17 protein-coding genes and 2 pseudogenes are annotated in these 22,300 nt (G+C 50.5%); 7 read left to right on the forward strand and 12 right to left on the reverse strand.

The window, feature by feature from the left end:
- Positions 1 to 164: 164 nt before the first annotated feature.
- From manA to add, 4 genes are all read left to right on the forward strand, one after another.
- Positions 165 to 1,337: a mannose-6-phosphate isomerase gene (gene manA / locus K7X24_RS02420; RefSeq protein WP_224552688.1), complete on the forward strand. Its 1,173-nt coding sequence runs from the start codon at positions 165 to 167 to the stop codon at positions 1,335 to 1,337.
- Positions 1,338 to 1,425: 88 nt separating this feature from the next.
- Complete coding sequence (locus K7X24_RS02425) at positions 1,426 to 2,976, forward strand: YdgA family protein (RefSeq protein ID WP_224552690.1); 1,551 nt, start codon at positions 1,426 to 1,428, stop codon at positions 2,974 to 2,976.
- A gap of 98 nt (positions 2,977 to 3,074) precedes the next feature.
- Complete coding sequence (locus K7X24_RS02430) at positions 3,075 to 4,052, forward strand: arsenic resistance protein (protein WP_224552692.1); 978 nt, start codon at positions 3,075 to 3,077, stop codon at positions 4,050 to 4,052.
- A gap of 120 nt (positions 4,053 to 4,172) precedes the next feature.
- Positions 4,173 to 5,189 carry an adenosine deaminase gene (gene add, locus K7X24_RS02435; protein WP_224552837.1) on the forward strand — a complete coding sequence of 339 codons (1,017 nt, stop codon included), beginning with the start codon at positions 4,173 to 4,175 and terminating at the stop codon, positions 5,187 to 5,189.
- A gap of 164 nt (positions 5,190 to 5,353) precedes the next feature.
- Here the strand turns inward: add and K7X24_RS02440 are convergent.
- Both K7X24_RS02440 and K7X24_RS02445 read right to left on the reverse strand, forming a co-directional pair.
- Positions 5,354 to 6,087 (reverse strand): annotated as a pseudogene (locus tag K7X24_RS02440) (IS1 family transposase).
- A gap of 165 nt (positions 6,088 to 6,252) precedes the next feature.
- Positions 6,253 to 7,194 (reverse strand): polysaccharide lyase, encoded by a 942-nt coding sequence (locus tag K7X24_RS02445; protein WP_224552693.1) that lies wholly within the window; start codon positions 7,192 to 7,194, stop codon positions 6,253 to 6,255.
- A gap of 184 nt (positions 7,195 to 7,378) precedes the next feature.
- On the opposite strand from K7X24_RS02445, the pseudogene K7X24_RS02450 reads away from it, so the two are divergent.
- Positions 7,379 to 7,705, forward strand: a pseudogene (locus tag K7X24_RS02450) (hypothetical protein); the annotation flags it as partial.
- Between the two features lie 208 nt (positions 7,706 to 7,913).
- On the opposite strand, the gene K7X24_RS02455 reads toward K7X24_RS02450, so the two are convergent.
- The 10 genes from K7X24_RS02455 to K7X24_RS02500 all read right to left on the reverse strand — a co-directional run bounded on the left by K7X24_RS02455 (position 7,914) and on the right by K7X24_RS02500 (position 18,453).
- Positions 7,914 to 8,903 carry a bile acid:sodium symporter family protein gene (locus tag K7X24_RS02455; RefSeq protein ID WP_224552695.1) on the reverse strand — a complete coding sequence of 330 codons (990 nt, stop codon included), beginning with the start codon at positions 8,901 to 8,903 and terminating at the stop codon, positions 7,914 to 7,916.
- A 117-nt stretch (positions 8,904 to 9,020) separates the two neighbouring features.
- Entirely contained in the window at positions 9,021 to 10,067 is a 1,047-nt protein-coding gene (locus tag K7X24_RS02460) for an oxidoreductase (protein WP_224552697.1), read from the reverse strand.
- A 256-nt stretch (positions 10,068 to 10,323) separates the two neighbouring features.
- Positions 10,324 to 11,007, reverse strand: coding sequence for an outer membrane protein (locus tag K7X24_RS02465; protein WP_224552699.1), 684 nt, complete (start codon positions 11,005 to 11,007; stop codon positions 10,324 to 10,326).
- A 29-nt stretch (positions 11,008 to 11,036) separates the two neighbouring features.
- Positions 11,037 to 11,534, reverse strand: a complete 498-nt coding sequence (locus K7X24_RS02470) for a GlcG/HbpS family heme-binding protein (RefSeq protein ID WP_224552701.1) — start codon at positions 11,532 to 11,534, stop codon at positions 11,037 to 11,039.
- A 129-nt stretch (positions 11,535 to 11,663) separates the two neighbouring features.
- Positions 11,664 to 12,284, reverse strand: a complete 621-nt coding sequence (locus K7X24_RS02475) for a response regulator transcription factor (RefSeq protein WP_224552702.1) — start codon at positions 12,282 to 12,284, stop codon at positions 11,664 to 11,666.
- A gap of 2 nt (positions 12,285 to 12,286) precedes the next feature.
- The gene (locus K7X24_RS02480) at positions 12,287 to 13,603 is read right to left on the reverse strand and encodes a sensor histidine kinase (RefSeq protein WP_224552704.1); all 1,317 of its coding nucleotides are present in this window, start codon (positions 13,601 to 13,603) and stop codon (positions 12,287 to 12,289) included.
- 243 nt (positions 13,604 to 13,846) lie between these two features.
- Complete coding sequence (gene araC, locus K7X24_RS02485; RefSeq protein ID WP_224552706.1) at positions 13,847 to 14,779, reverse strand: arabinose operon transcriptional regulator AraC; 933 nt, start codon at positions 14,777 to 14,779, stop codon at positions 13,847 to 13,849.
- Between the two features lie 65 nt (positions 14,780 to 14,844).
- Entirely contained in the window at positions 14,845 to 15,831 is a 987-nt protein-coding gene (gene araH / locus K7X24_RS02490; RefSeq protein ID WP_224552709.1) for an L-arabinose ABC transporter permease AraH, read from the reverse strand.
- 18 nt (positions 15,832 to 15,849) lie between these two features.
- Complete coding sequence (gene araG / locus K7X24_RS02495) at positions 15,850 to 17,373, reverse strand: L-arabinose ABC transporter ATP-binding protein AraG (protein ID WP_224552710.1); 1,524 nt, start codon at positions 17,371 to 17,373, stop codon at positions 15,850 to 15,852.
- Positions 17,374 to 17,469: 96 nt separating this feature from the next.
- Positions 17,470 to 18,453, reverse strand: coding sequence for an arabinose ABC transporter substrate-binding protein (locus K7X24_RS02500; RefSeq protein WP_010275180.1), 984 nt, complete (start codon positions 18,451 to 18,453; stop codon positions 17,470 to 17,472).
- A gap of 372 nt (positions 18,454 to 18,825) precedes the next feature.
- On the opposite strand from K7X24_RS02500, the gene K7X24_RS02505 reads away from it, so the two are divergent.
- Both K7X24_RS02505 and araA read left to right on the forward strand, forming a co-directional pair.
- Positions 18,826 to 20,511 (forward strand): ribulokinase, encoded by a 1,686-nt coding sequence (locus K7X24_RS02505; RefSeq protein WP_224552712.1) that lies wholly within the window; start codon positions 18,826 to 18,828, stop codon positions 20,509 to 20,511.
- A gap of 37 nt (positions 20,512 to 20,548) precedes the next feature.
- Positions 20,549 to 22,054 (forward strand): L-arabinose isomerase, encoded by a 1,506-nt coding sequence (gene araA, locus K7X24_RS02510; protein WP_224552715.1) that lies wholly within the window; start codon positions 20,549 to 20,551, stop codon positions 22,052 to 22,054.
- The last annotated feature ends 246 nt before the right edge of the window (positions 22,055 to 22,300 follow it).

Genomic DNA, 22,300 nt, shown 5'->3' on the forward strand with positions numbered 1-22,300 from the left:
CTCGCTGGCCTTATCACGCTTATTGGTCTACTAACACTGTCTGGTATCGCGCTACATAAAACATTACCATGAAGCGAAGAAGATGCAGTGTATTCATAATCACTCAGGTAATTAACAGCCAGCATCACAGAAATTAACAATTAATGTAATAGCAGGGAGCCGACATGCAAAAAATGCTCAATTGCGTCCAGCACTACGCCTGGGGCAGCAAACACGCCTTAACTGAGCTATATAGCATTGATAACCCTAACGATTTACCGATGGCAGAACTTTGGATGGGTGCCCATCCTAAAAGCAGTTCGGCGATTATTGATGAAAAAGGCAACACCCGCAGCCTGCGTGACGTGATTGCAGAAGACGCGACCGCCCATCTTGGCGCAACGATCGCGCAACGTTTTGGCGAATTGCCCTTTTTGTTTAAGGTATTGTGCGCGGAACAGCCGCTTTCCATTCAGGTTCATCCCAGTAAATCGTCGGCAGAACAAGGCTTTGCGAAAGAGAATGCCGCGGGCATCCCGCTGGATGCGGCGGAAAGAAACTACAAAGACGCCAACCACAAACCGGAATTGGTCTACGCATTAACGCCCTTTCAGGCCATGAATGGGTTCCGGGAATTATCTGAAATTGTGCAGTTGCTGGAGCCAGTTGCCGGTGCACATCCGTCAATCACCGCCTTTTTACAACAGCCCGACGCGAAGAATCTCGCCATGCTGTTCACCAACCTGCTGAGTATGGAAGGTGAGCAAAAATCGCGCGCACTCGGCGTCTTGAAGGCCGCGCTAAATAGTCAAAATGACGAGCCTTGGGCGACCATCCGCGCGATCACACAATATTATTCCGACGACAGCGGATTGTTCTCCCCGCTGCTGCTGAACGTCATTACGCTTCAACCCGGCGAAGCCATGTTCCTGTTTGCGCAAACGCCGCATGCTTATCTGAAAGGCGTGGCATTAGAAGTCATGGCGAATTCGGATAACGTGCTGCGTGCTGGGTTAACGCCGAAATACATTGATATTCCAGAGCTGCTGGGTAATGTCGTGTTTGAAGCCAAACCCGCAAACCAGTTACTCACGACGCCACACCGACAGGGTAATGAACTCAGCTTCCCGATTCCTGTTGAAGATTTTGCTTTTTCGCTGCACGAACTGAGCCAGAGCCCACAGACGCTCAGCCAGAATAGTGCCGCCATTGTATTTTGTATTGACGGCCATGCCGTCCTGCAAAAAAATGAGCAGCGGCTCTCGCTACGTCCGGGAGAGTCCTGCTTCATTTCAGCCAGTGAGTCACCGATAACGGTTGAGGGACAGGGGCGTCTCGCTCGCGTATTTAACCGATAACTTGTTCCATACGCCGCAGTTATCTCTGGGTAAGCTGCCAGCGTTTCGCGTTGAAAACGAGAATTTTTTTACTAAAGGATGAATAAAAATGAAGAAGTCGTTAGTCGCCGTAGGCGTTATTGTTGCTCTGGGTGCTGTCTGGACCGGCGCATCCTGGTACACCGGCAAACAGATGGCTCAGCAAATTGATGGTTTTACCGATACGCTGAATACCAAGCTCAAACAAGCCTACCCGAACGCGGGGCTGAAAGTGGTCTATCGCGACTATAAGGGTGGCGTATTCAGCAGCACCCTGGCCTATGTTTTACAGACAGACGGCACAGCAAAAGGCGCGCAGTTCCTTGCGCCTGGCGAAGAACTGGTCTTCAACGAAACCGTGTCTCACGGGCCGTTCCCGCTAGCACAGCTCAAGAAATTCAACCTCGCACCGGCGATGGCATCTGTCCATACCGAGTTGGCCAACACACCCGCCATCAAAGCCTGGTTTGAGCTGACGAAAGATAAACCGTTCTTTACGGCCGAAACTCGCGTCGCTTACAGCGGTGATACGCAGTCGCTCGTTACGCTGGCCCCTATCGACCATCAGTCGCCAGAACAGAAATTTTCCTTCAGCGGTGCGCAAGCCTTGGTGGACATCGGACACGACCTGCGCAGCAGCAAGCTGGATACCACCATCAGTAGCGTGAAGATGGAAAGGAAAAATGCCTGGGGCCAAACAGAGAACGTCGATCTCACCGATTTCTCCATCAAGGGTACCAATCAAAAAGGCAAATTCGATCTGGATTTAGGCGACGGCAATCTGTCCTTCAAGACGATGACGTTTACCGTAGAAGGTGGCGAGCCCGTTACGTTGAATGATTTCTCTTTGCAAAGTAGCGCAACGGAAGATGATAAAAATCTGGCAGGCAAAATGGCCGTGACGCTGGGATCGTTAATCATCGGCGACCGCAATCTGGGTTCTGGTAACGTCGGCATGTCCATTTCACAGCTTGACGGCGCGGGCACCAAACAGTTCCTCACCGCCTATCAGGCAAAAGTGCAGAAACTGTTGCAGGATCCGACCGCTATCGATCCTGACGCTTATCAGCAGGATATCGCCATGTCTGTTCTGCAATATCTGCCACAGTTGCTGAAGGGCAACCCAAGCATTGCCATCTCCCCGATCAGTTGGAAAAACAGTAAAGGCGAAGGCACGTTCACGCTGGCGCTGGATTTAACCGATCCGTTGCAGAGCACCGATAAAGCGAACGATGCAACGCTGTCGGATGAAGAAAAAATTATTCGTCAGTCGGTCAAAAAACTCGATGCCAAACTCAATGTTCCGCTGGATATGCTGGCAGAGCTAATGATACAAGCAGGACCGAAACCGGCGAACGATGAAGAGCAAAAGCAGCTCGCTGACATGGCGAAACAACAGGTTGAAATGATGGCCCAGATTGGTGAGGGTAACCAACTGAGCGTCACAAAAGACAACGCCATTACCAGTTCACTGCACTATGCCGATGGTCAAATTGATTTCAACGGTAACAAAATAGCGCTGGCTGATTTCATCGCACCGTATTTCTCCGTTCCAACGGAACAAGGTGAAGAGTCTCTGCCTGGCGCACAGGAAGAACCCGTCACACCACCGGCGCAATAAGTCGGTACATCGTATGACGTGCTAACACACACGGTGGCCGCACTTGCCGCCACCGTTTTTCCTGCCCTACCTCTCCAGTTTAATTTTGAGATAACACCATGTCCGCGTTGAAATCCTTCATGGAAGCCCATCAGGCCGCGATCTATTTTGTTGCTGTGATAGCGGCAGTAGCAACAGCTCTGGCGCTGCCGGGAACGGAGCAACTGGATGTCGTGATTAATCCGGCGCTGGCGCTGATGCTGTTTGTCACGTTCCTGCAAGTGCCGCTGACCACGCTCGGAAAAAGCATCACTCAGGTCAGATTCATCGGCGCGTTGCTGACTGCCAATTTCATCGTGATTCCCTTGCTGGTCGCGGCGCTGTTGCCCTTCCTCCCCGCCGATCCACTGGTGAAATTGGGCATCATATTGGTGTTACTCGCCCCCTGTATTGACTACGTAGTGACATTTGCGCATCTGGGACGGGCCGATGCCGCCCGCCTGTTGGCCGCAACGCCTATTTTACTGTTGCTGCAAATGCTGGTCTTGCCCTTCTACCTGACGCTATTTCTCGGCCACGACGCCGCCGGACTCATCGCCTTTGCGCCCTTTATCGATGCCTTTATCTGGCTCATTGCCATACCTTTAGCGCTGGCCGCCCTTCTGCAATGGCTAGCTGCGCGACAGCGCACGATGGCAACATTTGCGGATGCATTAGGCTATCTTCCCGTTCCGGCTACCGCTCTGGTGCTGTTTATCGTCGTTGCGGCGGTCATTCCCCAACTGCGCACCACTTGGGCGTCGGTGTTACTCGCGGTGCCGTTTTACCTGCTCTTCGCGCTGCTGGCACCGCTGCTCGGCTGGTTCACTGGCCGTGCATTCCGGTTGGATTCGGCTGGTGGGCGCGCCGTGGCCTTTAGTGCCAGCACGCGCAACTCTCTGGTTATTCTGCCGCTGGCGTTGGCAATTCCGGGCGCACTGCCGCTACTTCCGGCCGTGATCGTCAGCCAAACGTTAGTAGAATTGCTCAGCGAACTCATTTATATCCGAGCGATCCCTAAGTTGAACGCCCGTTCTATAGGCCAAGAAAAACAATAACAGGTTGTTTTTGCTCAATGCTTGTTCAGTGTGGTGAGTTTCGGCGGTAACCGTTGGCTATTTACCACGATTTCTTTTTATACTTTGTCGTATGAAAAACAATAATCAGACAATAACATGATGATTGATTCACTCCTGCCGTTGACGGATATCCACCGCCATTTAGATGGTAATATCCGCGCCCAGAGTATTCTGGATCTAGGGCGCCAGTACAATATAGCGTTACCTGCCAGCGACATTGAAACGCTCCGTCCCCACGTTCAGGTCACCAAAAACGAACCTGACTTACTGAGTTTTTTACAAAAACTCGACTGGGGCGTGGCCGTACTCGGTTCACTGGATGCCTGCCGCCGCGTAGCTTACGAGAACGTTGAAGATGCCATGAAAGCCGGGCTGGATTACGCAGAACTGCGTTTCTCTCCCTACTATATGGCGATGAATCATAAGCTTCCGATTGCTGGCGTGGTTGAGGCCGTGATCGATGGCATTACCGCTGGCAGCCGTGATTTCGATACCGACATTCGTCTGATTGGCATAATGAGCCGGACATTCGGCACCGAGGCCTGCCAGCAAGAGCTGGACGCCCTGCTATCCCAGCGCGATCGCATCGTCGCGCTCGATCTGGCAGGTGATGAATTGGGTTACCCCGGCGCACAGTTTACTTCTCATTTCCGACAAGCCCGCGATGCTGGCTGGCACATCACGGTTCACGCAGGTGAAGCGGCCGGGCCGGAAAGTATTTGGCAGGCGATTAACCATCTGGGCGCAGAGCGCATCGGACACGGCGTAACCGCCATTATCGATCCCCGCCTCATGACACACATGGCGGAGCATGGGATCGGCATTGAATCCTGTCTGACCTCTAATATTCAAACCAGCACCGTGGAATCACTGGATAAGCACCCGCTCGTCCACTTCCTGCGCTATGAAATCCCCGCCACCATCAACACGGACGATCCTGCCGTTCAGGGCATAGAGATCCGTCACGAATATGAAGTCGCGGCCCCACTTGCTGGCCTGACAGCGGTAGAAACTCGCAAAGCGCAGGAAAACGGCCTGAACATTGCGTTTATCAGCGAGCAGGAAAAGCAACTGCTGCGTGAAAAGGTTCTGCGTAAACGCGGTGCCGTACAGTAGCGTCAAACCGATAGCGCACGAAAAAACGGCTAACCCTTGTTAGCCGTTTAGATGGAGGCAATTCATATTTTAATAGCAAAAAGATTTAAAGCCCTAGTCTGTCAAAATAAATATAGCATTCGTTTCCGTACAGTCGGGCTAAGTTCCAGCCCAGGCCGTGGCACTTATTTAAAGCTTGGAAATCTCTCTGGTAGTGCCTCCAATGAGTAGAACATGTGTTTTTCGATGAACGCACCGATGACTTTTTCATGCAATTCAATCGAGCGTGAGAAGCAAATTGTTTTCCGGGCCAGACGTTTAATGCGCGTCCTCAATGTCAGGTTGTTACGCTCAATACGTTGAGTGAAGATTTTTCCTGTCAGATGCTTATCCTTCGGCACTTCTCTAGCATAGCTACCCCACTCATCGCTGGTTACCATTCCGATGTTAAACGGCGTAAGGAGTGCCAATAACTCACGACAAATTTCATCAGTTCGGGGGCCAAAAGTATAGGCCAGTACACCACTGGTCTTGGTATTGTATGCGTACCAGAGCCAGTGCTGGCGCGCTTTACTGCCGACAAAACTTCATTGCTCATCGAGTTCGCAGATAAGTGCCACGTCAGCATGAGCGACCGATGAGGACGTTATTCGCTTTGGCGCGAGTTTTTTAACGTGCGAATGACGGTGTTTATGCCAATGTTGAGCGTCCTTGCGGTATCGCGAACTCCCACGCCGTTGAAGGCCATTTCGGAGCTCTGCTCTTTTACGCCGGGCTTGCGGGCTTCGTAGGTATAAGTGAGTAGAAACACGCGGTGGCAGTCACGGTAGCGAAATCTGTCACGACCTTTAGGGTTCTGACCATGGCGATAAACCTGAGCAGACTGACAACGGGGACAATGAACATTAACGTAGGCCATGAGAAAACCTTAAAAGCGAGCATTATATATCACAATCAACTAATTGGATGCATTACCCATTTCGCTGGGCTCACAGTAACTGCACGCAACTCAAAAAACTTTCTTAATCGTGCTCAATAATGAATAAAAATTATTTATCATAAGTTGATGCATTGATTAAATTAATCATGATTTTTTTACCTTATTGGGCTGAGTCTTAGCGCTGAAAACGCGATGATTCTCTTTAACATTTCTAAATAATATTGATGTATTTTTCACCCCTTCCTTACTTTTCTGTTGAGGTATATATATACCAAACTTGCTATAATGGTTTTTAGAATTATGTGCGCCAAATGAAACATTTGTCTCAAACAAAATTTCTCCATTGATAGCCACCTGAATATTCGGGTGATGTCTGTTCCAGACAATCCTGATTTTGAATTTATACCATTCTTGAGGGCAACTAAGAGTCGCTATTTTTTTCCTTAACACATTCCCATTCTCCGAGTTAATTGAAATATATATTTCATTCTCATTCTTTAAACTAAAAGAGACTGGAGGTCGTCCTCGACCGCTGATCTTCATATTACCTCCGCTCTCTTTTACCTGAAAAAAAATAACACTATTGGCAGCATAATCTACTTTCATCTGAAAGCCATAAATAGAATCGGTGTTCATATTCAAATTATTTCTATGCGCAAGCTCGACTCTGAAATTATCTTCATATTTTAAAAGATTAAAACGTAAAGCGTGCTCATGTTTTTTTCCAATTTGGGAGCCGTTCTCAAAAAACAAGTTTCCTTTATTTATAGCTTTTTCTATTTCTTTCTGCCCAGATGGACCTACTTGCGTATAATATTTTGTATTGATGCTTACATTGTATTTTTTTAAAGATTTTAGGTTGTCTTTAACGTGAATTTTTACACTTTGTATTTTTCGTCCACGACCATGAGAGATAGAACCATATGATTTGTCTAGGTGAGAAACTGTTACACAATGGGTGTCAGTATTTCGAATGCTTCTTATATCTCGAGAGATATTACTAAGGGGCGGAGAAGCAGAATTTACAGTATGTATTGGTTGATTTAAAGTTTGAGATAAAGAATAATTACTCAGGATTGATAACATCATTTCCCCCTTGTCATGATAGTTTGTGATTTATTTGACTTTTCTATGATTAAACATTTAATTACGATCTATTAAATGATTCTAAAACGCATTGAGTAATAACAATTTTAGGTTATGGCGCAAATGCATTGTAATGGTGTTTTTTAATGTAAGTACTGCTGATTTTTTCATGTACTTCAAATTCGACCTGCGGGCAATGAAACTTAGGACACTGCTGCAGGTCCAGTTGCACCTGACGCTGGCGATGGAAGTAGGGCATTAGGCAGGTGAAAAACCGATTACCGCCACGCTGATTAAATCCGTGCTGTTACGTCAGTTGCATGACCTGAAACTGACGCTCACACAACATGATTATCGACTGAAGGATATGGTAGCGCAGTTTGATGCAAAACCTGCTGAAATCAGGGTATTGTTTAACAATCAGTTAGATTCGGGCCGCACAGTGGAGACCTGCGCATCCGTACCCCATTTGCTGGACGCCAGAAAATTTATAAATTGTATGTATGAGTGATGAAAGATCAGGATTATTTGAAACCACCTTTGACCAGTGTTCCGGTCTCATCATGAGTCCAGATAATGGCACCAAGACAAGCATCCGAACCTCTCGATAAAGTAGAAATTATAGGTAAAAAATTCAAAAATTCACAATCGAATACCTACAGTAAAAATGCGGCTGCAAAGCAACCGCAGTTATAAACACTATTCCCACCCGAGCGTGCTTAACATTTTTTTTCGTTCAACTGGTTTTCAGATCTCGCATAACGCTGCGCCAACGCAGCACAGACCATCAGTTGAATTTGGTGGAAAATCATCAGCGGCAGCACCATCGCACCGACAGCCGCGGCAGGAAATAGCACGTTTGCCATCGGAATCCCATTCGCCAGGCTCTTCTTCGAACCGCAGAATACGATAGTGATTTCATCGGCCGTATTAAAGCCCAGCTTACGAGCAACCAGCGTATTCACCACCAGCACAATCGCTAGCAGCACTATCGAACAACCAACGACGGCAAGCAATGACCAGACGTTGATCTGCCCCCAAATTCCCTGCACAACCGCCTCGCTGAAGGCGACATACACCACCAAAAGAATCGATGACCGGTCAGTAATATTAATCAGCTTACGGTTACGTTCAACCCACTTGGCAATCAATGGGCGAGACAGATGCCCCATCACGAAAGGCACCATTAACTGCATGATAATAGAGCCAATAGCGTGCAGCGTATCCGTTTCTCCCCCTTGCGTATGCATCAGCAAACCGACCAGAATCGGCGAGAGAAATACGCCCAAAATACTGGATGCCGAGGCGCTACAAATCGCCGCCGCGACGTTACCACCGGCCATTGAGGTATAAGCAATCGCCGACTGCACTGTCGCCGGTAGCGCACACAGATAGAGAAAACCCAGATACAAGGTCGGCGTCAGCACCACGGGCGACAGCAGGCTCATGCCTATTCCCAACAGCGGGAACAGAATAAACGTGCTGGCAAATACCACCAGGTGCAAACGCCAGTGCCCCATGCCGGTGGTAATCGCTTCACGCGATAGCTTCGCGCCGTGCATAAAGAACAGCAGAGCAATGGCCGCGGTTGTCAGGTGCTCAAAGAAAACCTTCACGGAACCTTCAGCAGGAAGAATCGACGCCGTCACCACCACCAGAATCAGAACCAATAAGAACTTATCAATGCGTAACCGTTGTAACCACCCCATGCCCAACACCTTTCCCCTAGTCTGTTATCAGCCGAATTAACACCCTAACAAGACGGGCGACCCTAAGATCGCCCATTTAAACAAGCCATTAACTATCTGGAATAAAACGCGGTAAATCTAGCTATTTTTCAGCGTGACGGCTTTTTTCTGTTCGTGGGAAAGCAGCCCTAGCTCGATCAGTTCCATCACCTGAATCGCCTGATGCACGCTGACGGGGTTTTCCCCCTTGCCGAGCAGCGCATCGCGCACTGCCGCATAGTAAGCCGGATAGTTACCCGGAATCGTGGCGATGGTTTGTTCCGCCGTTATGCCGTCACGAGACAGCGTCAACACGCCATCGTGCTTATCCTGCCCCCAGTCGGCCAGCGGTGGACGTTCGCCCGCTTTCAGGCGATCTTCCTGTGGATCGAGACCGTATTTGACAAAGCTGCCGCGCGTGCCATGCACGGTGTAGCGTGCAGACGCGGCCGCCACCAGCATACTGGCATGCAGGACAACTCGACGTTGCGGGTAAATCAGCGTCGCATGAAAATAATCTATTGCCTTACTGCCAGGCCTCAACCGTGCCATATCTACCTGAATCGCCACAGGCAAGCCAAACAACTCCAGCGCCTGATCCAGCAAGTGCGGCCCAAGATCGTACCAAATCCCACTACCTTCACTGCCGTCTTCCCGCCAGCGCTGGCGCACTTCTGGACGGAAACGATCGAAATGCGATTCCATATACACCACATTTCCTAACGTTCCCGCCGCCAGCAGCTGTTTCAGCGTCAGAAAATCGCTGTCCCAACGGCGGTTATGGAAAACAGAAAGCATTTTTCCGACGCGGTCGGCTATGGCACCCAAATCGTATGCTTGTGACAACGTCACCGTAAAAGGTTTATCGACGACGACATGCTTGCCCGCTTCCAGCGCCTGCTTCGCCAGCGGGAAGTGTGTGTCATTGGGGGTAGGAATAACGATGAGGTCAATATCGGGATCGTTAAATAACGTCTGAGGTTCTTGCTCTACTCGCAGATTTGCCCAATCCGCATGCACTTTTTCAGCATTGCTACTGGACACAGCCACCAGTTCCATACCTGCCGTACCGGTAATTAACGGCGCGTGGAATGTCTTACTGGCATAACCGTAACCCAGTAGCCCAACACGAACGGTCTCACTCATGACGATTCCCCTTAGCTTATTTGACTTTGTGATTTCTCACTCAGTATATACTTATCATCTATCAGAGTGCAGTAAGCGCGTACCATTCAGATGTTGTCATGCTTGTCACTTAGCAGGCGGTTAGTGTAATGACAGAGCAACACGCCATTGAGCGCAACTTTCTATTTTAGTTGGTTTTTCAGTTGATTTTATGCCCCCCCCGCTTCTAAAAGCGGGGGGAGGATTTAGTTACAGCAGCTTCAGACTCCTGACTTATTCAGAATAGATAACGCGCACCCAAGGCGAACTCATTGGAGACCAGACGTGCTTTCATTTGTTCGTCTTTCAAACCTCGAGCATTGGTGAAGTTGTTGTAGCCGCTTTCGATTTTTCCCATATCGACATAACGATAGCCCAAGTCGATACTAAGACTCTCCAACAGTGCATAGCTTACACCCGCACCAATAGCATAGGTCAGGTTGCTATTAGTACTAGAGGCATATTCGCGTGCCGTAGTCCCCTGCCAGCCACCTGCTTTGATTTTACTGACACCAAGCCCTAGCGTGCCATACAGAGAAATATTATAACCCAACGAATAATCACGGTAGATATTGAACATCATACGTTCGGCATCGGTTTTCAAATGATTGAAACTGTTAGAAAATGTGGTAGAGCCGCTGGTGTACTCTGTTTTTTGCTTAAAGGCATACTCAGCTTCTGTTCGCCAACCATTACCAAACTGATACCCTGCGGCAATGGCGGCTGTACCCAAATGTTCCTTTTCCTCACCGCTGACAAACTGCCCGACGCCTGGCCGGCTGCTAGTATCCATTTCTTTAGCACGCTGTTCGAACTGCAGATATTTCGCTGTAGCGTAATAGCCAGCAGAGAAATTGTCAGCCATTACACTGCCAGAGGTTAAAACCAGCGGGAATACCAGTAAAATAGGTTTAATATTCATTCGTTTCTCGCTAAAAAAAGTGATCACTATTAACCAGCATTTAGGCCATTCGGGTTATTTTTCAATGCATCAAGTGCACATTGTTGATCCAAATTTCCGCCAGGCGCACCACCCACACCAATCGCGCCAATGGTTTCTTCGCCTAATTTCACTGGTACACCGCCAGCCAGCAGCAAAAAACCAGGGATGTCACGCAAGTTGGCTGCACCGGCGTTGGCCTGGGCGCTCTTCATGGCATTTTCGGTAGTATTGCGGATAGTGAGTGCGGTAAATGCTTTCAATCGACTGGCTTCCACCGTATGCGGACCAGCGTTGTCCATTCGTTTGATGGCCAGAGGAATACCCGCGCGATCGACGACAGTCACCGCGACATTATAATTATTCACGCTGCATGCCTGAATAGCGCTTTGCGCCAGCTTATCTGCTACATCAAGGGAAAGATTCTTCTGGGTTAGAACGCCACTGGCCACGCTGGAAAATGACATCATGCCACCAATTAAAATGGCTACTGAAATTATGCGTTTCACTTGAGTTTGATCCTTATTTATTCCTTACGGGAATTAAGAATAATAGAAGGTACAACCTCGACAGACCATTAGTGTGATTACTCATCGAACTAGGTGATTATACCTAAGTGACGCAGTGACCGAGCAACGTTATGCCTTTTGCAGCAACGCAAGCTCTCCATAGATACTCATCAATTTAGGCAATGAATTAACTTCGAGCTTGGCAAATAGATTAGCGCGATGCGCCTCAATAGTACGCGGTGAAAGCGAAAATATTCGAGCAATCTCTTTACTTGAACGCCCCTGCATAATCAGCTCGAAGATATCATTCTCACGGGTAGTCAACGTGACGAGCCGACTTTGCATCAACCGCATTTTTTGCAGTCTTTCCTGTAATCTCTCTTGCTGTTCCAATGCACTACCGACTACTTCAAACAGTAAATCCGCATCAATTGGCTTGGTTAGAAACTCGAAAGCCCCATTTTTGAAGGCTCGTCGACAGAGATCAATATTAGCGTGCCCCGTCATGATAATCACTGGAATTTCCAGTCCCTGCTGTTTCCATTCGTCCAACAGCATGAGCCCTGTTTTACCAGGCATCCTAATGTCAAGTAACATGCAGCCAGTAAGCGTATGCAATTCCTCCGTGCTCTGTAGGAAGGATTGGGCATTGTCATAGGTTTTCGTCATCCAACCGACAGTACCTAATAACACGCTAAGCGAAGAACAGATCTCCGGCTCATCATCAACCAAATGAACATACTGTGTCATTATCACTCCTGAGAAGGTATCGGCAACCAGATCTTGAAGCAGGCGCCCTGCTTCGTACTATTGGAGGCATCTATCGTACCGTTAAGGCGTTGTACCAACGAATCAGTCAGAGCCATTCCCAACCCGATACCATTGGCACGCGTAGTGAAAAATGGCATGAATACCTGTTGTAAAGCCTGTTCTGATAACCCTGGGCCGCCATCAGTGATGGTTAATGCTATACCGTTATCTGTCGCATCAGCCTCTAGTCTGATCCATGCGGTGTTGGGGCTATTACTAAGTTGCGCCTGCAGCGCATTATTAACAACATTATGTAAAATTTGTTCTACCCATAGCGGAGGAACAACCAACACGGGTAGGTTATTTGGGATGCGGCAACTGACTTTAACTTTTGCGCGGCGAATTTCATTGTCCAGTAACATCAGTACACGAATCCAAAGCTGGTTCAGCGCAACGGGTTGATAGTCTGCCTGCTCACTAGCCAATTTCTGGCGGAATTGCTGTAGTAACGCCCCTGTGCGTTTAATCTGTACAACTGCGGATTCGAGCAATAGCGGCAACGATTCGGTGCGCTGTTGCTGCAGCAAGCGTAAAGCGGTTTGGTTATAGCTTAAAATGGCGGTGAGGGGTTGGTTAAGCTCATGCACTATACCGGCAGTCAACTCTCCCAGAGTATTCAGTCGTGTTAGTTCGGCGTAATGAGCACGTAAATCAGCAATATCGTGCCGGCGTTTATTAGCACGGTATTGACCAATCAGGTACAGCGCCCCTCCCCAAAACAGCGCAGGTGACACAATAATAATCCAAGGCAGCGCCACCCAGTTAGGGTTATCGCTTGCCACTAACATAAATGGCTGCGACTGGCTGGCGATTACCTTATTCCACTGCCAATAATACGTGCGGTTTGCTACACCTCGTTCGAATAATGGCTTGTTGTTCCACAGTATGGTCAGGTGGCTGAAAGCGTTTTTCTCCGCTACATCTCCAATCAGCTTGTTCAGATCGATCAACAACGATTGGTTATCTGCATTGAGCCAATATCGACCATTCTGCTCCATGACGATCGGTCGCCGCGGCTCAATGTTTGAGTGCGGCCGCCAGCGGATGATTTGTGGAAAAATGTTCTGTACTTCCCAACCATGTCGGCTCACTGACAAAAGTGGCATTATCGCGTCATGCTGCGATAATTTCACCGTTACATCGCGGTAGATAATGCGAAAACCTGCACTTTTCTCTTCGTATTGCTGATGCAGAAAGTAGGCTATCACCCCGCAGCCAGACAGCAGAGTTAACAATAACCAGCCCATAATTTTGAACATACTTAATTTGTGCCCTTCGCTACATTTAATAGTCTGGTATGTCATCAGCACAGGACTTCAGACGATGAGAGGTGAAGCATCAATGGGGTCTTACTGGCATAATGGTATGCTCAATACAAAGGCTTTATTCATGCGATTCCCTTGGTTTTTTTATTTATAGCTTCTTGTTCATTATATACCCACTATTCGTCAGAGTACTGATGGGATAATAGCCAAGGGGAATTTGTCACGTATTTTGATATATCATCCGCTCACCGCATTGTGCATACACTCCCCCCACGTGACAGGCAGCGTTTTGGCCGCCGGATAGTTGATTTCACTGCTGCGACGGCGGAAATCGCTGGGGCTGACGCCGACCCGCTTACGGAACACGCGTGAGAAATACAGCTGATCGTCATACCCCACCACGCGACCAATATTGGCGATGGATTCCTGCGTCGTCTGTAATAACAACTTGGCGCGAATCACGCGCTGATCTTCACGCCAGCGCAAAATATTGATACCCACCTGTTCACGGAACAGATGCGCCAACCGCGAAGGCGACAGACAAACGTGCCGCGCCACTTCGTCAATACGCAGCTCTCCAGCCAGATTGCTGGTAATAAACTGGCAGGCTTCTATCACACGCGGATCCATGATCTTCTGCGGGCTCTGTGGATCTTCCTCCATAGCTCTGAGCAACAACCGCTCCAGTAGATTCATCCCCAATTCTTCTGAAAAACGACGCCCGGAACGCTGCGTCTGCTCGATATTGGCAAACAGCCTGTCGAATTCCAGCAGCAGTTGGTTATTCGGCAGGCTCATGCGACCAATACCGCTGCTTTTGGTATGCCATTCTAACCAGTCAGCCCAGTAGGCACGCGGGCGAAAATAGACCCAGCGGTGATACCAGCAGTCGCTGCCAGATGAACGACCATAAAAATGCTTCGATTTCGGCGGGAACAGCAGCAGGTCACCGGGATTACAGAAAAAGGTCTCATCTCCATCAAAGACCTGACCCTGACCTTTCATGGTGAGGTTAATGATGTAGCCTTTCATGCCATCGGGACGATCGATAAAGAAGTCGAGCGGCCCTTCTGCCAGAATCGGTGTCATACCTGCCACAAGATAAGCGTTGAACGAATATCCCGGCAGCAGCGGGTTAGACTGAGATTCATGCGCCATACGGTGATACATCGAGCCTCCGGTACACGTGAGTAATGAGGGAAAGAGGCAGAGTTATTCATCTGCCGCACGGGCATTTATACCGTTTTCTTCGCCAACTGTTTGTAGCGGTCGAAGATAACCGCTGCTAGCAGAATCAGACCACGCACCACATACTGGGAAAACGGAGAAATATTCAGCAGGTTCATCGCGTTCTCTACCGTACCTAAAATCAGCACGCCAGCCACCACGTAAGAAATCTTACCGATCCCGCCTTTCAGCGACACGCCACCCAGCACACAGGCAGAAATCACGATCAGTTCATACCCGATGGAGGTCATCGGCTGGCCGCTAGTCATACGCGATGCCAGAATGATCCCTGCCGCCGCCGAGACCAGACCGGACAAGGCAAAAATGATAATCTTGGTACGAACTACGGGCACCCCAGCCAAACGCGCCGCCTCTTCATTGCCCCCAATCGCCAGCGTATTGCGGCCAAAGGTGGTTTTGTTCAGCAGCAGGCCAAACAGAATCATGCAGCCGATAGTGATCCAGATTGGCGCTGGCAAACCCAACCAGTTGGCATAGCCCAGTTCGAAGAAGCGCTCATCCTCAATCCCTACCGCTTTACCATCGGAAATGATGTATGCCAGACCGCGTGCAATCTGCATCGTTGCCAGCGTGGTGATCAGCGCGTTAATCTTCAGACGGGCAATCACAAAACCGTTGAGCAAGCCGAACGCCACACCCAGCAGCAGCCCAGCACTGACGCCGATCCACAGGCTTTCACTGATATTGATCACCACCGCCGTCGCCACGCCAGCACAGGCAATGATAGACGCGACCGACAGATCAAAATCACCGGAAGCCAGACAGAACAGCATTCCGCAGGCCACCATGCCGGACATGGAGATCGCCAGTCCCAGCCCTTTCATATTGATAAACGAGGCGAAGTTGGGGACGAAAATCGCGCAGCCAAGAAACAGCACGGCAAACACCACCAGCATGCCGTAGTTATCCCAAATGCGAGATAACCCCGCGCCGTTTTTCTTCTTTTCTGAGGTTGCAGACGTAACCGTTGACATTATTTTGCTCCTTCGCGGTCAGGCAACCGCAGATTCGATATCGGGGGTTCGTAACATAGCCAGACTGAGCACCTTCTGCTCTGTGGCATCGGTATGCAGCAGTTCGCCGGAGACGGCACCTTCGCGCATGACGATAATCCGGTCGGCCAGCCCAAGCACTTCTGGTAAATCGCTGGAGGCAAACAGCACCGCGATCCCCTGATTCGCTAGTTCATAGATGACATGATAAATTTCGTGCTTCGCGCCGACGTCAATGCCGCGCGTAGGTTCATCGAGCAAAATGACCTTCATCTCTTCGGAGAGCCAGCGGCCAAGAATGGCTTTCTGCTGGTTTCCTCCGGAAAGATTCATAATCAACTGTTCATCGGACGGTGTTTTGATATTCAACGCCGCAATGCGCTTCGCGGCGTTATCCACTTCCCACTGATTATTAATAATAAAACCAGCTTTCAGGCTCTTACGCCTTGCGCTGATATTGATATTGTCACGCACCGAGTGCACCGGAATGATACCGTCCGCCTTGCGATCTTCCGGGCAGAGCATCACCCCCTGACGAATCGCATCAATGGGGGAATTCACTACCAGCGGTTTGCCATCCAGCAGCACCTGACCGTTGGTGATTTTGGTCGCGCCAAACAGCCCTTTCATCAGTTCGCTGCGACCCGCCCCCACCAGACCAAATAGCCCGACAATTTCTCCCCGCTTCACGTTCAGGGAAACTGTGGATTTCACGCCCAGCGCTTTCACGTCTTTCAGCGTCAGACGCTCTTCGCCGTGCGGACGCGGCGCATAACCATAGATATCCCCCAGGTTACGCCCTACCATCGCCTGTACCAGCGACTCATGGTTCACCTGCTGCATATCGTCGAACGTGCGCACATAGCGGCCATCTTTAAACACGGTAATGGCATCGCTCAGCGCAAAAATTTCTTCCATCCGGTGCGAAACGTACAAAATGACCCGGCCTTCACTGCGCAATTCCTTAATCACGCGGAAAAGCTGCTCAATTTCACGGGCAGACAGTGAACTGGTCGGTTCATCAAAAGCAATAACCTTGGCGTTACGGGCCAGCGCCTTGGCGATTTCCACCATCTGCCATTGCCCGATAGAGAGGTATTTCAGCGGGGTATCAGGATCGATATCTAACCCCAGATGCTGCAACTGAAGTTTGGCTTCATAACGCAGCAGCGAATAGTTCACCATGCCGTATTTATGCGGCAGCTGACCTAAGTAGATGTTCTCGGCGACCGTCATTTCCGACACCAGATGCAGTTCCTGATAAATGATAGCAACGCCCGCATTCAGGGCATCCATCGTGTTGTTGAACTGCACGGGTTTGCCCTGAATATGAATTTCGCCTGCTGACGGTGAATAGTTACCGCTCAGGATCTTTAACAGCGTCGACTTGCCCGCCCCGTTTTCCCCCATCAATGCATGGATCTGGCCGGCATGGCAGGAAAAACTGATATCCGAAAGCGCCTTAACACCGGGAAATTCTTTACCAATCCCATGAAACGACAAATAGGGTGACTGTGCTGTCATGTCTGTTTCCTCATAACGATGCAGGTAGAGCGCGGATAACCTCGACCAGCGTCATGCTGACCGGCGTTATCCGCGTCTTTACGAAATCAGGCGTGATTACATCAGGCCTTTTTTCTCCAGTTCGACCTTAAAGTTGTCACGAGTGATCAGCACCACGTCGGTCACTTCGGTGAATTTCTCCGGCTCCACGCCTTTGGTGACCCAGTCGTTCAACATCTGGATACTCTTGTAACCGTGGATATCCGGGCTTGGCAGCAGTGAACCAAAGAAGCCCGTTGCCTGACCTTTAGACAACTCGCTCACCGCATCCACACCGTTGATACCGATACCAATGACGTTTGCGGCTTTAAAGCCCTGACCTTCCGTTGCACGCACGCCCCCCAGCACGGTGTTGTCGTTCATGCCGATAATCAGCCAGTTTTTCACACCAGGGTGCTGAACCAACATGGAGTTAGCGGCGTCAAACGCTCCGGGGATATCGTTAGATTTGGTCGGTACTTTGTAGATCTGTTTTTCTGGGAACCCTGCGGTTTTCAGCGCATCCATGGAGCCAGACGTGCGGCGACGTGCGGTATCCAGCTCATCAGCGGTAATCGCCATCACGGCGGTTTCCTCTACTTTCCAGCCGCGTTTGGTCATCTCTTTATACAGTTCCTGACCCTGACGCTCGCCAATTTTGGTGGCCGCCATCATCACCAACGGCACGGTATCCATCGGTTGGCCTTTGGCATTCACGAACTGGTCATCAACCGCGATCACTTTCAGATCGTAGCTGCGCGCTTTCGCTATAATGGCTGGCCCCAACTTCGGATCCGGCGTACAGATAACGAAGCCTTTCGCGCCACTGGCCGCCAGACTGTCGATCGCGTTCAGGGTCTTTTCACCATCAGGAACCGCGATTTTTATCACATCAAAACCAAGGTCTTTCCCTGCTTTATCAGCGAACTTCCATTCCGTCTGGAACCAGGGTTCTTCCGGCTGTTTAACCAGAAAGCCCAGCTTTAAGTTCTCTGCCATAGCTGATTGTGACATAACAGCGGCCAACCCGATTGCTGCCAGCGCCTTAGTGAATTTATGCATGATGTTCTCCGGTGTAATTATCTTTTCATTCGTCAGCGACGCTGAAACGAGTTCGAGTTCCTGGTAGGGTATTTCCGGTCTGGATAAAGGAAAAACACAGACTTAGCACGATTCCTTTACTCAGTAGCATTCAGACGCTTTATGTTTTAGTCGTTATTCTCGGTAAGAATGTAGAGCTTTATCACAGTCCGGAACAATGACAGGTTTGTGCATACATTTAGCGAATTTAACCAATCATTAACCTTTGACCAGCATCACAAAATGGCTGCTGGTGACAGAAAAATACATACTTCCAGCTAACCGCTCCTCACCGCCTCTCGTTATCCCTGCCATCGTAAACACCAACGATCTGGGATTAATGAGGAGCAAAGCATGAGTGCGGGCGCTATTACGATTGGTCTCGACTTCGGCAGTGATTCGGTACGCGCCTTAGCCGTTGACTGCCAAAGCGGGCAAGAGTTGGAAACAGAAGTGGTCTACTACCCCCGCTGGCGCGAGGGGAAATATTGTCAGCCTGCCAACAACCAGTTCCGACACCATCCGCTGGACTACATCGAATCGCTGGAGCAGGCGATTAAGGCCGTGGTTTCCCGCCTGACGGACGAACAGCGGCAGAGCATCATCGGTATTGGCGTGGACTCAACTGGATCAACCCCCGCACCAATTGATGAGCAAGGTCAGATCCTCGCACTACGCCCCGAGTTTGCCGACAACCCCAATGCAATGTTCGTGCTGTGGAAAGACCACACGGCAATAGAAGAAGCGGAAGCCATCAACGCACTGTGCCGCAGCGGCCAGTTCCCGGATTACACCCGCTATATCGGCGGCGTTTATTCGTCCGAGTGGTTCTGGGCCAAAATTCTACATGTCTCGCGCGACGATGCGGCGGTGCGTCAGGCCGCCGTTTCCTGGATAGAACTGTGCGACTGGGTGCCCGCCCTGCTTTCTGGTACGCAAGCGCCAGCAAATATTCGCCGTGGACGGTGCAGCGCCGGACACAAATCACTCTGGCATCCAAGCTGGGGCGGACTGCCGCCAAAAGATTTCTTGCACGCGCTCGATCCCTGCCTGACAGAAACATTGCAGTACCCGCTGTTTACCGATACCTGGACTGCCGAACAACCAGTCGGCACCATCACTGCGGAATGGGCGCAGCGGCTCGGCATCCCCGAAACGGTCATTCTGGCGGGCGGCGCGTTTGACTGCCACGTCGGCACCGTCGGCGCGGGCGCACAGCCGTATACGCTGGTTAAAGTGATTGGCACGTCCACCTGCGACATTCTGATCGCCGACGACGCTCGCATTGCCGATCGCACTATCGCCGGTATCTGTGGGCAGGTCGACGGCAGCGTTGTTCCCAGTTATATCGGCCTCGAAGCCGGGCAGTCCGCTTTTGGCGATATGTACGCCTGGTTTGGACGGCTGCTGGGCTGGTCGTTACAGGAAGCAGCGAAAGACCATCCTGAACTCAAAACGTCATTACAGGCGATGGAAGCCAAACTGCTGGAGCGACTGACGCACAGCTGGGCGGAAAACCCCACGCTGGATCACCTGCCTGTCGTGCTGGACTGGTTCAACGGCCGCAGAACGCCGTTCGCCAATCAGCGACTTAAAGGCGTGATTACCGATCTCAATCTGGGCACCGATGCCCCCACGCTGTTCGGCGGTTTCATTGCTGCGACGGCCTTTGGCGCGCGCGCCATTATGGAGTGCTTTGAAGATCAGGGCGTTCCCGTCGAGAACGTGCTGGCGCTGGGCGGTATCGCGCGGAAATCCCCCGTCATCATGCAGGTGTGTACCGACGTGATGAATCGCCCCTTGCAGATTGTCGCCTCCGATCAGTGCTGTGCACTGGGTGCCGCGATCTTTGCCGCCGTCGCCGCTGGCGTTCACGGCGATATCCCAACGGCACAGCAGCATATGGCCAGCGGCATAGAGCGCACCTTAATGCCGGACAGCCAGCGCGTCGCCCGTTATCAGCAGCTTTATGAACGCTATCAGCAATGGTGCCGCCTTGCGGAACCGGCCTATAGCCCAGCGTCTACGGCAAAAAACTAATTTTTATCCCTCTAGGGATCACGTTACAGGAGTCATCATGGATCATTTTAAGCAGCTTGAAGTCTGGTTCGTCATCGGTAGCCAGCATCTCTACGGGCCGGAAACGCTACGTCAGGTAAAAGAGAACGCAGAAAAAGTCGTCGCCGGATTGAATCAACAGGCCAACCTGCCGGTTAAGCTGGTGCTGAAACCGCTGGTGAAAACGCCGGACGAAATTCTGGCGCTGTGTCGCGATGCTAACTATCAGGATAACTGTATCGGCCTGCTGACCTGGCTGCATACCTTCTCTCCTGCCAAAATGTGGATTGGCGGCCTGAGCGTACTCAGTAAACCGCTGCTGCAATTCCACACGCAGTTCAATGCCGAAGTGCCGTGGGACACCATGGACATGGATTTCATGAACCTGAACCAAACTGCGCACGGTGGACGTGAATTTGGTTTCATCGGTGCCCGGATGAGACAAGCGCATCAGGTGGTGGTCGGCCACTGGCAGGATAAGAACGCCCATGCCCGTATCGGCAAATGGATGCGGGTTGCCGCCGCCATTCAGGAAAGTAAACAGCTGAAAGTTGCGCGCTTTGGCGACAACATGCGTGAAGTCGCCGTCACCGAAGGCGATAAAGTCGGCGCACAGATCCAGTTCGGCTACTCTGTTAGCGCCTGGGGTCTGGGCGATTTAACCGCCGTGGTCGATGCCGTATCCAAAGGCGATATCGATGCGCTGGTCGAAGAATACGAAGTCAGCTACCAGTTAACGGACGCGGTGAAACTCAACGGCGCTAACCGCCAGAACCTGCTGGATGCGGCCCAGATCGAACTCGGGATGAAACGCTTTATGGAGCAAGGCAGCTATCACGCGTTCACCACCGATTTTGAAAACCTGTACGGTTTGAAACAGCTGCCGGGCCTAGCGGTACAGCGTCTGATGCAGCAAGGCTATGGTTTTGGTGGTGAAGGCGACTGGAAAACCGCCGCGTTGCTGCGCATTATGAAAGTGATGGCCGGCGGGTTGTCGGGTGGTACGTCTTTCATGGAGGACTACACCTATAACTTCCAGAACGGTAACGATCTGGTCGTCGGCTCCCACATGCTGGAAGTCTGTCCGACGATTGCGAAAGAGCAGAAACCGATTCTGGATGCGCAACACCTCGGCATTGGCGGCAAAGCTGACCCTGCCCGTTTAATTTTCTCAACGCCGGCTGGGCCGTCCCTCAACGCCAGTGTGATCGACATGGGTGACCGTTTCAGGATGCTGGTTAATCTGGTGGATACCATCGAACAGCCGCGCCCGCTGCCGAAATTGCCGGTTGCCCGTGCCATCTGGAAAGCGCAACCGTCGCTGGAAGTAGCGGCAGAAGCCTGGATTCTGGCTGGCGGCGCGCACCACACCGTCTTTAGTCAGGCATTGGATCTCGAACACATGCGGCTCTACGCCGAGATGCAGAACATTGAACTGCTGGTGATCGACAACGAAACCCGGCTCCACGAATTCAAAGATGCTCTGCGTTGGAACGAGATGTACTACAAACTGTGTAGTCGCTAGACACCATCTTCAGGGGCAGATTATGCGTTAACCATCCTCGCATAACTTGCCCTTTCTTATAGGATTCAACCTTTCCTAGCCTCTAACTTATCATCCCCTGCGACCTGACGTCGTCTTAAAAATATCGGTATTTTCCTGTCAATCCGTAATTTTTCATCTTCTTTCGTTTGTTATTAACAAATAAGCGTACTTTTCCCATCCCCCTCTAGACAGGGAATTTCGCTTGAATATACTTAGTCATCTCAA

Origin of the sequence: Pectobacterium versatile (genome assembly GCF_020166435.1) — a bacterium.
In the GTDB taxonomy this organism is placed as follows: Bacteria; Pseudomonadota; Gammaproteobacteria; order Enterobacterales; family Enterobacteriaceae; genus Pectobacterium; species Pectobacterium versatile.

What these genes read in the sequence shown, in the direction of transcription:
- manA (WP_224552688.1), top strand. Translation starts at nt 165, where the DNA reads ATGCAAAAAATGCTCAATTGCGTCCAGCACTACGCCTGGGGCAGCAAA.
- K7X24_RS02425 (WP_224552690.1), top strand. Translation starts at nt 1,426, where the DNA reads ATGAAGAAGTCGTTAGTCGCCGTAGGCGTTATTGTTGCTCTGGGTGCT.
- K7X24_RS02430 (WP_224552692.1), top strand. Translation starts at nt 3,075, where the DNA reads ATGTCCGCGTTGAAATCCTTCATGGAAGCCCATCAGGCCGCGATCTAT.
- add (WP_224552837.1), top strand. Translation starts at nt 4,173, where the DNA reads ATGATTGATTCACTCCTGCCGTTGACGGATATCCACCGCCATTTAGAT.
- K7X24_RS02445 (WP_224552693.1), bottom strand. Translation starts at nt 7,194, where the DNA reads ATGTTATCAATCCTGAGTAATTATTCTTTATCTCAAACTTTAAATCAA.
- K7X24_RS02455 (WP_224552695.1), bottom strand. Translation starts at nt 8,903, where the DNA reads ATGGGGTGGTTACAACGGTTACGCATTGATAAGTTCTTATTGGTTCTG.
- K7X24_RS02460 (WP_224552697.1), bottom strand. Translation starts at nt 10,067, where the DNA reads ATGAGTGAGACCGTTCGTGTTGGGCTACTGGGTTACGGTTATGCCAGT.
- K7X24_RS02465 (WP_224552699.1), bottom strand. Translation starts at nt 11,007, where the DNA reads ATGAATATTAAACCTATTTTACTGGTATTCCCGCTGGTTTTAACCTCT.
- K7X24_RS02475 (WP_224552702.1), bottom strand. Translation starts at nt 12,284, where the DNA reads ATGACACAGTATGTTCATTTGGTTGATGATGAGCCGGAGATCTGTTCT.
- K7X24_RS02480 (WP_224552704.1), bottom strand. Translation starts at nt 13,603, where the DNA reads ATGTTCAAAATTATGGGCTGGTTATTGTTAACTCTGCTGTCTGGCTGC.
- araC (WP_224552706.1), bottom strand. Translation starts at nt 14,779, where the DNA reads ATGTATCACCGTATGGCGCATGAATCTCAGTCTAACCCGCTGCTGCCG.
- araH (WP_224552709.1), bottom strand. Translation starts at nt 15,831, where the DNA reads ATGTCAACGGTTACGTCTGCAACCTCAGAAAAGAAGAAAAACGGCGCG.
- araG (WP_224552710.1), bottom strand. Translation starts at nt 17,373, where the DNA reads ATGACAGCACAGTCACCCTATTTGTCGTTTCATGGGATTGGTAAAGAA.
- K7X24_RS02500 (WP_010275180.1), bottom strand. Translation starts at nt 18,453, where the DNA reads ATGCATAAATTCACTAAGGCGCTGGCAGCAATCGGGTTGGCCGCTGTT.
- K7X24_RS02505 (WP_224552712.1), top strand. Translation starts at nt 18,826, where the DNA reads ATGAGTGCGGGCGCTATTACGATTGGTCTCGACTTCGGCAGTGATTCG.
- araA (WP_224552715.1), top strand. Translation starts at nt 20,549, where the DNA reads ATGGATCATTTTAAGCAGCTTGAAGTCTGGTTCGTCATCGGTAGCCAG.